Source organism: Aeromonas molluscorum (assembly GCF_051376105.1).
GTDB classification, from domain to species: Bacteria; Pseudomonadota; Gammaproteobacteria; order Enterobacterales; family Aeromonadaceae; genus Aeromonas; species Aeromonas molluscorum.
Window position 1 is genome coordinate 43,826 of sequence record NZ_JBPQCY010000003.1, and the last position, 8,675, is coordinate 52,500.

An 8,675-nucleotide genomic window follows, 5' to 3' on the forward strand; every position below is an offset into this window, starting at 1 on the left:
CATGACTCTATGAAACGCATTCTGGTGATCTTCTCTCACCCCGCCCTGCAGCGCTCCAAGGCCAACCGTGAGTTGCTGCAAGCCATCTCTGATCTGGAGGGGGTGACCATTCACGACCTCTATCAGCACTACCCCGACTTGTTTATCGACGTGAAACGCGAACAGGCCCTGCTCGGGGAGCACGACATCATCGTCTTCCAGCATCCGCTCTACTGGTACTCCTGCCCCGCCATCATGAAGGAGTGGCTGGATCTGGTGCTCGAGTACGGCTATGCCTATGGGCCCCAGGCCAATGGTCTGGAAGGCAAACAGTGGTTGAGTGCCATCACCACGGGGGGAGCCCCCGAGTCCTATTGCCAGGCTGGTTACAACAACAGCCCGCTGCTCGACTTTCTGCGCCCCTTCAGCCAGACGGCCCGACTGTGCGGCATGCAGTGGCTGCCGCCCTTCGTGCTGCACTCTTTCCACAAACTCAATGATCCCGAGGCGCTGCGCCGCTGTGGTCATGAATATCGCCAGCTGCTGCTCGCCTTGCGTGATGAACGGCTCAGCCCGACTCAGCTGGATGGGGTCGCCTATCTGCGCGATCTGCTGGAGGTTATCTGATGGGACACGGCATCTTGTTCGACGCCTTCATCTACCTCTCGGCGGCGGTCATCGCCGTGCCCCTGGCCAAGCGCTGGGGGTTGGGTTCTGTGCTCGGCTATCTGCTGGCGGGGATAGTGATAGGGCCTTTCCTGCTCGGCCTGGTCGGGGAACGTCAGGACGTGATGCACTTCGCCGAATTCGGCGTGGTGCTGATGCTGTTTCTGGTCGGCCTCGAACTAAAACCGGCGCTGCTCTGGCAGCTCAAGGGACCCATACTGGGCACAGGCGGCCTGCAGGTGGCGCTGTCGACCGCCGCCCTGGCCGGGGTCGCCGTCCTCATCGGTCTGCCCTGGCAACAGGGGGTGGCCATAGGGCTGATCCTGGCCCTCTCCTCCACCGCCATCGTGCTGCAGAGCCTGCAGGAGCGCAAACAGATGCAGAGCGAGAGCGGTCGCTCCGCCTTTGCCGTGCTCCTGTTCCAGGACATCGCCGTGATACCCATACTGGCGCTGTTGCCCCTGCTGGCCATGGCCCCGGTCGCCCAGAGCGATCAGAGTGAGCTGGCGGGCTGGCAGCATGGCCTGCTGGTTGCCGCCGCCATCGCGGGCATCATATTTGGCGGTCGCTACCTGATGCGCCCCGTGTTTCGTGCCATCGCCCAGTCACACATGCGGGAGATCTTCGTCGCGGCGGCGCTGTTGCTGGTGATCGGCATCGCCGTCTTGATGGAGTCGGTGGGGCTCTCCCCCGCCCTGGGCTCCTTTCTGGCCGGGGTGGTGCTGGCCGACAGCGAGTATCGCCACGAACTGGAAGCGGACATAGACCCCTTCAAGGGGCTGCTGCTCGGCCTCTTCTTCATGTCGGTGGGGGCCGGCATCAACTTCGGCCTGTTCGCCGAGCACCCTATACTGATCCCGGCCCTGGTGATCGGTCTGATGGCGCTCAAGTGGCTGGTGTTGATGGCGATTGGCCTGGTATTGCGAGTGTCGCCAAGCCAGCGCTGGACCTTCTCCCTCGCCCTGGCCCAGGGCGGGGAGTTTGCCTTCGTGCTCTTCTCCTTCGCCAGTCAAAACCGGGTCCTGCCCGAGGAGATGATCGCCCTGTTGACCCTAGTGGTAGCGCTCTCCATGGCGTTGACCCCCCTGCTGCTGATCCTCAACGACAGAGTGATCCAGCCCTGGTTTGACTATCGCAGCCGGCCGGAAGCCCCTGAGCACGAGCAACCCCAGGCCCTGGACAATCCCGTCATCATCGCCGGTTTTGGCCGCTTCGGTCAGATAGTGGGGCGTCTTTTGCACGGTCACGGCATAGGCACCACCATCTTGGAGCAGGATGCCAGCCAGATAGAGACGCTGCGCAAGTTCGGTTATCAGGTATTCTATGGCGATGCCAGCCGCATCGATCTGCTGCACGCCGCCGGCGCGCACAAGGCCAGACTGCTGGTGCTCTCCATCAATGACCCTGTCACCTCACTCACTGTCATCGAGATGGTGAAGAAGCACTTCCCGCACCTTAAGATATTGGCGCGGGCCCAGGACAGACCACACGCCCACAACATATTGCGCCACGGGGTCGACGGGGTGTTTCGTGAAACTCTAGGGTCGGCGGTGGATCTTGGCGTGGAAGCCCTCACCAACCTGGGATTCCGTGCCAATCATGCCTGGCGTGCCGGGCAGATGTTCAAGCGCCATGACAACTGGCTGCTGCGCGAGCAGATCAGTTATCTGGACGACGAGCACACCTATATCAACAAGAGCCTGCAGTACCGGGACATACTCTCTGATCTGTTGCGAGACGATCAGCTGGGACCGGACCATGTTCATGCCCATAACTGGGATAGCGGCCTCCCCAACCAAGACAAGGAAGCAAGATGATTGCCTATTACCCTCTGCTCAAACACCTGCACATGACGTTCGCCATCGTCAGTATCCTGCTGTTTATCTACCGTTGGGCCCTGGCCATCAACGGAAGCCCTCGCTTGCAGCAACGCTGGCTCAAGATACTGCCCCACGTCAACGATACCCTGCTGCTGCTCGCAGGCGTGGTGCTGGCCGTCACCCTGCAGATGAACCCGGGTTCACAACCCTGGCTGCTGGCCAAGCTCATCGCCCTGGTGGTCTATATCGGCCTGGGTGCCATGGCGCTCAAACGCCCCGACCGCAAACAGAAGGTGATCGCGGGCATCGCTGCCCTGTTGGTGTTCAACTACATCATAGGGGTCGCCATCAGCAAATCCCCCTGGGCCTGGTTCGCATGACCTACAAGGGGAGGCTGCTGCCTCCCCTTTTCATATCCCATCAACTCAGCCCTCCTGTTTGTCATTCCGCTCCCCTGTCCCGCAATCACAAAGCGCAATCGCCTCCCAAGAGCAATCCTTGCTCTCCTTCAGCAAACTAATTTTAGCGAAACAACAACAAGTTAAGATCCAATAGCCATTATTTATCAATAGCTTAACTGTAGCTGTATGAAAATGGCGACACTTGTCGCAGCAAAACTTGCGACATAGACTGTCGCAACTACTGGCTAGGATACACTCAACGCTAATCCAGTGAAGGCAAGCACCATGAGCAAGAAGCTGTTACGACAACTGACCTTGGCGCGTTGCATCCCGCACCGCCCTTACAAACTGACCGCCAGCCAGCTGCAAGTTAAGCTGGAAGAAGAAGGCATACACGTCAGTCTGCGGACCGTGCAACGGGATCTGGAAGAGATGTCTGGCATGGGGCTGTTTGACCTCACCTCGGACGAGCGCAGCAAACCCCATGGCTGGTGCTTCGAGCGCCACGGCCTCAATGACTTTGCCAACATCATGCCACTCTCCCTCGCCGTCGCACTCAAGACTTGGAGCGATCAGGCCAGCCATCTGCTGCCCGCGAGCGTGTTGACAGAACTGAATCCGCTAGTCGACAAGGCCAGCCAGGTGATCCGCGACAGCCAGAGCGAACTGGCCGAACGTTGGCTCGAGAGTGTGCATCAATCGCCGCGTCCGTTTGCCGGCAACCCTGAAATACGCCGCAGCACCTTGATCCGTGATGCCCTCTGGCGAGGCCGCAAGTTCAGCGCCGAGATCCAGCGCGTCATCAAAGAGCGTACCGTGTGGCTCTGCTATGACCGCATCAATCCGCTCGGTATCTTGAACCAGGCCGATGGCCCGACACTGCTCTGCACCCTGTCCGAGCTTGACCCCAAGGTGTATGGCATACCGTTCGACCATATCAAGGATGTGGAGCTGACCAATTTCAGCGCGACCCAGCCCAAGGACTTCAACGTCCAGAAACTGATCCGCGAGCAGGCTTACCAAGATGTCAGTGGCCCTATCCGCTTCGTTGGCCGCATAGATGCCAACAGTGCCACACTGACTGATGGTCAAATCCCGGGCCACAACCCGCGCATGACCCGCTATGACAAGCGCAGCGTGGTGGTTGAGACCGAAGTACAGGACACCCCGGAGTTCCGCAACTGGCTCAACAACATGGAAGGCAATCTGGAAGTATTGGCACCGGAATCCCTTCGCAAGGCCTACCCAACCAGTCGGGCCAACTGATAATGAAAAGCCGGGCTAAGCCCGGCTTTTCCAGATATACACAATAAAATCGATGAAATATTAAGCACGAGTATTCAATATTATTTGATTTTAGACAGCATATTTTAAGTTCCTCTTGAAACCAAAACGCCCCCATTTTCCCCTTGTAAGAGATCGCCCATAGGCACTGTAAGAGCGGGCTGTTTCATGCCGTAGGTTAGACCGTCAGCAACTGCCGACAATTACAAGGGAAACCAAATAAGATACTGATTATTATCAATAAAAATTAATTTTAGCCACAATGTAAAATCGTTTTCTTCCGCTTGCTCCCTCAGCCCCTCTTGTGACCTCGCCGTTATCCCTTATTATCTATCTCACAAGGACGGCGCGGGCATCTACAGGATGCATGCCCACAAGAATAAAGGACTAGCCACAGGACACCTCAGGATGAGGTTGGATAGCCAGGAGGTTATCCGCCAGGACGGTCAGGAACACCACAGGATGTGGTTATGGACACCTCCAGGACGGAGATGCATAACCCGGATGGTTATTGGTCTGGATGACCTAGGATCACCACAGGATGTGGTAGGACGAGCTTCAGGATGAAGGCGAGATAATCAGGATGGTTATCTGTCAGGACGACGCAGGAACACCACAGGATGTGGTAATGGACACCTCCAGGATGGAGACAGTGCAGCAATCAGGATAGGTTGCTGGGTCAGGATGACATATGGACACCCCAATGGATTGGGAAGGGGAAATCCAACGGATTTGGATACAGTCAGGGAATGCAGGGAGCATTTGCAGTTCAAGGACTGGACGACACGACTTAAGGGGACGGCTCAGCCGTCCCCTTTTCTTATATTGGCGCGCTTCATAACATCATCTCCCCCCTCCTGTAGCGCCTGCATAGCTCAAAGAATCACTACCGACAGCTTGGATCGCCACATTTCCCTTTTCATGACTCCGGGTAAATGGCCACAAGATCCTGGGATCTCGGATGTAACACCTGGCCCCGGTTGCCCTCTACTTTCCTAGACCCCCCAAAAGCCTCAAACTGAGGTCATTCAAAAGGTGTATGAGCAAGCAGCAACGTTACACGGAAGAATTCAAGCTAGCAGCCGTCAAGCAGGTGACTGAACGCAATAACCCAGTGGCAGAAGTCGCCAAGCGACTTGGTGTTTCAAGCCACACTCTTTACGTCTGGATCAGGCGCTACAGCCAGCCCAAAGTGCAGCAGCATGAGTCCACAGCCAGCAAGCCGAGATACGCCGCGCCACCGATGAGAGAGATATTTTAAAAGGCCGTAGCGTACAGCTGTCAGGGTAAGGTACGCCTTCATCCGGGAGCACGCGTCCACATGTTCCATCCGCAGACTGTGCCGGATGTTGCCTGTCTACCTGAGCGATTATCACGCCTGGCAGCCACAACCTTTATCTACCCGCGTTCAGGAGGACCAACGCCTCCTGGGCCAGATCAAGCAATACTGGCTAGAAAGCGGGGCGCCTATGGTTATCGCAAGATCCGGGATGCCCTGCGAGAGATGGGCGAGACCTGTGGGAAACACCGGGTGGCGCGATTAATGCGTCATGAAGGTTTAGGTTCACAAACCTGTTATCGTCACTGCCCAGGCCATTACGGTGGTTGCCCCGAATCATTTGGAACGTCAGTTCGATGTGACCGAGCCCAATAAGGTCTGGGTAACTGACATCACCTATATTCGCCCCCATGAAGGATGGCTCTATCTGGTTGCGGTATTGGATTTGTTCTCACGTCACGTCATTGGCTGGTCAATGGGGCCACGGTTCGACCGAGAGCTGGCCATCAGTGCGTTACTGATGGCGGTGTGGCGACTGCGGCCCGCACAAGAAGTGCTGGTGCATTCTGACCAAGGGAGTCAGTTTAGCAGCTATGACTGGCAGGATTTTTTGCGGGAACACCGGCTCAAGACCAACATGAGCTGGCGCGGCAATTACCATGATAACGCGGTGGCTGAGAGTTCCTTACGGTCCCTAAAACAGAGCGTATCCATCGCAAAACCTATGTGGATCGTGAGGAAGCCCGGCAGGATGTGTTCGATTACATTGAAATGCTTTACAACCCCAAGCGCCGACACAGTTTCAACATCGGGCTATCGCCAGTAGAGTGTGAAAAGCAATGTTTCGAACGGCTCAAAAGTGTCTAGAGAAACCGGGACGCAGACTATGTAGAACTGCCCTGATACTGCCCATCGTGGCTTATGAGCGCAAAAAGCAAAAAGGCCTTCCCGAATGGGAAGGCCTTCTCTATTTAGTGGCGGAGCGGACGGGACTCGAACCCGCGACCCCCGGCGTGACAGGCCGGTATTCTAACCAACTGAACTACCGCTCCGCAATTTGGCTAGCGCTATGCTAAATCTTCTGCCGTTTCATCGAGGTGTCATCCTCTCGGCCAATGATGTGAACGACACATCATTGTCTAATTAGGAGCCTGGCAGTGTCCTACTCTCGCATGGCGAATGCCACACTACCATCGGCGCTACCGCGTTTCACTTCTGAGTTCGGCATGGGATCAGGTGGGTCCACGGCGCTATGGCCGCCAGGCAAAAACTTCAATCTCGGAAAGCTGACGTGAATAACGACTTCGCTAGTTGCTTGTCATTACCACTGAATTTGTAAGTAGTTCATGCACTTGCTACAAGGCCCAGAACACTTCTTGGGTGTTGTATGGTTAAGCCTCACGGGTAATTAGTATGGGTTAGCTCAACACGTCGCCGCGCTTACACACCCCACCTATCAACGTTGTGGTCTCCAACGGCCCTTTAGGACCCTCAAGGGGTCAGGGATGACTCATCTCAGGGCTCGCTTCCCGCTTAGATGCTTTCAGCGGTTATCGATTCCGAACTTAGCTACCGGGCAGTGCCACTGGCGTGACAACCCGAACACCAGAGGTTCGTTCACTCCGGTCCTCTCGTACTAGGAGCAACTCCCTTCAATCATCCAACGCCCACGGCAGATAGGGACCGAACTGTCTCACGACGTTCTGAACCCAGCTCGCGTACCACTTTAAATGGCGAACAGCCATACCCTTGGGACCGACTTCAGCCCCAGGATGTGATGAGCCGACATCGAGGTGCCAAACACCGCCGTCGATATGAACTCTTGGGCGGTATCAGCCTGTTATCCCCGGAGTACCTTTTATCCGTTGAGCGATGGCCCTTCCATTCAGAACCACCGGATCACTATGACCTACTTTCGTACCTGCTCGACCTGTCCGTCTCGCAGTTAAGCTGGCTTATGCCATTGCACTAACCTCCTGATGTCCGACCAGGATTAGCCAACCTTCGTGCTCCTCCGTTACTCTTTGGGAGGAGACCGCCCCAGTCAAACTACCCACCAGGCACTGTCCGCGAGCCCGATTCAGGGCCCTGCGTTAGAACATCAAACATACAAGGGTGGTATTTCAAGGACGGCTCCACGACAACTGGCGTCATCGCTTCAAAGCCTCCCACCTATCCTACACATGTAGGTTCAATGTTCAGTGCCAAGCTGTAGTAAAGGTTCACGGGGTCTTTCCGTCTAGCCGCGGGTACACCGCATCTTCACGGCGAATTCGATTTCACTGAGTCTCGGGTGGAGACAGCATGGCCATGGTTACACCATTCGTGCAGGTCGGAACTTACCCGACAAGGAATTTCGCTACCTTAGGACCGTTATAGTTACGGCCGCCGTTTACCGGGGCTTCGATCAAGAGCTTCGCTTGCGCTAACCCCATCAATTAACCTTCCGGCACCGGGCAGGTGTCACACCCTATACGTCCACTTTCGTGTTTGCAGAGTGCTGTGTTTTTGATAAACAGTCCCAGCCATCTGGTCACTGCGACTCCCAACTGCTCCATCCGCAAGGGATTTCACTGTCAAGAGCGAACCTTCTCCCGAAGTTACGGTTCTATTTTGCCTAGTTCCTTCACCCGAGTTCTCTCAAGCGCCTTGGTATTCTCTACCCGACCACCTGTGTCGGTTTGGGGTACGATGACTTGTAATCTGAAGCTTAGAGGCTTTTCCTGGAAGCATGGCATCAATGGCTTCACCACCGTAGTGGCTTCGTCTCGTGTCTCAGCGTTGCATCTCCGGATTTGCCTAGAGATACCGCCTACGCACTTTCACCAGGACAACCGTCGCCTGGCCCACCTAGCCTTCTCCGTCCCCCCATCGCAATTACAAGTCGTGCAGGAATATTAACCTGCTTCCCATCGATTACGCCTTTCGGCCTCACCTTAGGGGTCGACTCACCCTGCCCCGATTAACGTTGGACAGGAACCCTTGGTCTTCCGGCGAGGAGGCTTTTCACCCCCTTTATCGTTACTTACGTCAGCATTCGCACTTCTGATATCTCCAGCATACCTCTCGATACACCTTCGCAGACTTACAGAACGCTCCCCTACCACTCACACATAAGTGTGAATCCGCGGCTTCGGTGCCTGGTTTGAGCCCCGTTACATCTTCCGCGCAGGCCGACTCGACTAGTGAGCTATTACGCTTTCTTTAAATGATGGCTGCTTCTAAGCCAACATCCTAGCTGTCTGA

7 protein-coding genes, 1 tRNA gene, 2 rRNA genes and 1 pseudogene (1 of these 11 cut by a window edge) are annotated in these 8,675 nt (G+C 55.9%); 8 read left to right on the forward strand and 3 right to left on the reverse strand.

The genetic code is table 11. From position 1 onward, the window contains the following. Positions 1–9: 9 nt before the first annotated feature. The 8 genes and pseudogenes from kefF to ACSMDR_RS19415 all read left to right on the forward strand — a co-directional run bounded on the left by kefF (position 10) and on the right by ACSMDR_RS19415 (position 6,296). Positions 10–606, forward strand: a complete 597-nt coding sequence (kefF, locus tag ACSMDR_RS19380; RefSeq protein ID WP_005895764.1) for a glutathione-regulated potassium-efflux system oxidoreductase KefF — start codon at positions 10–12, stop codon at positions 604–606. Further along, positions 606–2,462 carry a monovalent cation:proton antiporter-2 (CPA2) family protein gene (locus ACSMDR_RS19385; RefSeq protein ID WP_436469395.1) on the forward strand — a complete coding sequence of 619 codons (1,857 nt, stop codon included), beginning with the start codon at positions 606–608 and terminating at the stop codon, positions 2,460–2,462. The genes kefF and ACSMDR_RS19385 overlap by 1 nt, the downstream gene beginning before the upstream one ends. Then, positions 2,459–2,845, forward strand: coding sequence for a SirB2 family protein (locus ACSMDR_RS19390; protein WP_005895769.1), 387 nt, complete (start codon positions 2,459–2,461; stop codon positions 2,843–2,845). Before ACSMDR_RS19385 ends, ACSMDR_RS19390 begins: the two co-directional genes overlap by 4 nt. 306 nt (positions 2,846–3,151) lie before the next feature. Then, positions 3,152–4,132 (forward strand): helix-turn-helix transcriptional regulator, encoded by a 981-nt coding sequence (locus tag ACSMDR_RS19395; protein ID WP_436469396.1) that lies wholly within the window; start codon positions 3,152–3,154, stop codon positions 4,130–4,132. Positions 4,133–5,189: 1,057 nt separating this feature from the next. Continuing rightward, complete coding sequence (locus tag ACSMDR_RS19400) at positions 5,190–5,411, forward strand: transposase (protein WP_436469397.1); 222 nt, start codon at positions 5,190–5,192, stop codon at positions 5,409–5,411. 60 nt (positions 5,412–5,471) lie between these two features. After that, positions 5,472–5,804 carry an IS3 family transposase gene (locus ACSMDR_RS19405; RefSeq protein ID WP_436469398.1) on the forward strand — a complete coding sequence of 111 codons (333 nt, stop codon included), beginning with the start codon at positions 5,472–5,474 and terminating at the stop codon, positions 5,802–5,804. Further along, a pseudogene (locus ACSMDR_RS19410) lies at positions 5,788–6,078 on the forward strand (DDE-type integrase/transposase/recombinase); the annotation flags it as partial. The gene ACSMDR_RS19405 and the pseudogene ACSMDR_RS19410, both read left to right, overlap by 17 nt. Positions 6,079–6,182: 104 nt before the next feature. Continuing rightward, entirely contained in the window at positions 6,183–6,296 is a 114-nt protein-coding gene (locus ACSMDR_RS19415) for an IS3 family transposase (protein WP_436469399.1), read from the forward strand. 108 nt (positions 6,297–6,404) lie between these two features. Here the strand turns inward: ACSMDR_RS19415 and ACSMDR_RS19420 are convergent. The 3 genes from ACSMDR_RS19420 to ACSMDR_RS19430 form a co-directional block, all read right to left on the reverse strand. Continuing rightward, positions 6,405–6,481 (reverse strand) — tRNA-Asp (locus ACSMDR_RS19420). Positions 6,482–6,578: 97 nt separating this feature from the next. Next, a 5S ribosomal RNA gene (gene rrf, locus ACSMDR_RS19425) occupies positions 6,579–6,693 on the reverse strand. A gap of 123 nt (positions 6,694–6,816) precedes the next feature. After that, positions 6,817–8,675, reverse strand: a 23S ribosomal RNA gene (locus ACSMDR_RS19430) (it continues 1,031 nt past the right edge of the window).

What these genes read in the sequence shown, in the direction of transcription:
- kefF (WP_005895764.1), top strand. Translation starts at nt 10, where the DNA reads ATGAAACGCATTCTGGTGATCTTCTCTCACCCCGCCCTGCAGCGCTCC.
- ACSMDR_RS19385 (WP_436469395.1), top strand. Translation starts at nt 606, where the DNA reads ATGGGACACGGCATCTTGTTCGACGCCTTCATCTACCTCTCGGCGGCG.
- ACSMDR_RS19390 (WP_005895769.1), top strand. Translation starts at nt 2,459, where the DNA reads ATGATTGCCTATTACCCTCTGCTCAAACACCTGCACATGACGTTCGCC.
- ACSMDR_RS19395 (WP_436469396.1), top strand. Translation starts at nt 3,152, where the DNA reads ATGAGCAAGAAGCTGTTACGACAACTGACCTTGGCGCGTTGCATCCCG.
- ACSMDR_RS19400 (WP_436469397.1), top strand. Translation starts at nt 5,190, where the DNA reads ATGAGCAAGCAGCAACGTTACACGGAAGAATTCAAGCTAGCAGCCGTC.
- ACSMDR_RS19405 (WP_436469398.1), top strand. Translation starts at nt 5,472, where the DNA reads ATGTTCCATCCGCAGACTGTGCCGGATGTTGCCTGTCTACCTGAGCGA.